Source organism: Pseudoxanthomonas sp. LjRoot204_2, from assembly GCF_056175765.1.
In genome coordinates this window covers 1-1,441 of sequence record NZ_JBGFFG010000632.1, presented here as the reverse complement: position 1 = coordinate 1,441, position 1,441 = coordinate 1, and the positions used below count along the sequence as shown (strand labels likewise).

At 68.3% G+C, this 1,441-nt stretch carries 1 protein-coding gene; it reads left to right on the top strand.

The genetic code is table 11. The features are described from left to right. Positions 1-75: 75 nt before the first annotated feature. Positions 76-1,441, top strand: a 1,366-nt coding sequence (locus AC04L7_RS18590; protein ID WP_475513686.1) for an ArnT family glycosyltransferase, incomplete at its 3' end; no start/stop codon positions are given.

The following is a 1,441-nucleotide window of genomic DNA, read 5'->3' as shown; positions in this document are numbered from 1 at the left end:
GCATAGGGCGGGTGCTGGGGATGGCGGACATCGCGCTCTCGGTTTCCGATCGTGGGTTGAGGGCAGTGTAGCGAGATGGACGAAGAACAACGCGCGCGCCGATGGTTCCTTGCCGTGTGGGCAATCGTGACGGTCGTCAAGGTCGCGATCGCCGCTCGCCTGCCGCTGTTCGTCGATGAGGCGTTCTACTGGCAGGAAGGGCGGCACCTCGCGGCGGCCTATTCCGATCTGCCCGGGTTGACGGCATGGCTGACGCGACTGGGTACGGAACTGGGAGGCCACCACGTGCTCGCCGTGCGCGCCGCCTTCCTGCTGATCGCAGCCTTGGTCCCCTGGTGGGTGGCCCGCACTGCGGCGCACTGGTTCGGGCCGGCCATCGGCTGGCAGGCGGCAACCCTGACGGTGCTGATGCCGCTCTCCGCCACGCTGGGGCTGCTCGCGTTGCCGGATGTGCCGATGGCGCTCGCAACGGTGCTTTGCGCGGATGCCGGCGCGCGCCTGCTGCGCCAGGTCGATGCGATGTCGGCGACCGAGCTGGCGCTCGGCCTGATGCTGGGGGCGCTCAGTCATTACCGGTTCGTCGGCGTGATAGGCGTGGGTCTGCTCGCGCTGCTCTGGTTGCCGGAAGGACGCAAGGTACTGCGCGATGCACGGGTGTGGGTTGCGCTGGCGGCGGGCGTGATCGCTTGGGCGCCACTGCTGGCCTGGAATCTCGAGTATGCCGACGCCGGCCTGCGCTTCCAGTTGCTCGACCGTCACCCATGGCGCTTCCACGGAGACGGGTTCCGTTTCCTCCTCGTGCAGGCCGCGATGGCCACGCCATTGCTGTTCTGCGCCATGCTCGTGGTTTGCCTGCGGGGCGTCCGTGGTGGGGCAGGCGCCGGCACGGCGTGGCGCTACTTCGCGCTGCTGGGTGCGGTGTCGACGCTGGGATTCTTCGTGCTGGGTTTCTTCGCCGACAACGAGCGGGTCAGCTTCCATTGGCCGTTGCCGGGCTACCTGGCGCTGCTTGTCGTGGTGCCGCTGTTGTTGCAGGAGTGGACGCCGGCGTGGCGGCGCGCGACGTGGAGCATCACGGCGCTCGGCACCCTGTCGATGATGGCGTACTACCTCGCAGTCTCGTTGCCCGGGGTGCGCGTAGAGTCCGCCGGCAGCAAGTACTACCCGGAAAACTTCGCGGGTTGGGACCGCTTGGCCGCGGAGGTGCGCGCCACGCGCGCAAGGATGCCCGAGGGCACCGTGCTGCTCGCCGACAATTTCAAGACCGGTGCAGCGCTGGGTTTCGCGCTGGACGACGCGGACATCCCGGTGCTCGACCATCCGTTGAACCGCAAGCATGGTCGAGCGCCGCAACTCCAGCTCTGGGGCCTGCAGCATGACGGGTCACGCGAAGCGCCCACCTTGCTGGTCGTCGGCGCGACGGACGTCAAGTTCAGCGCCC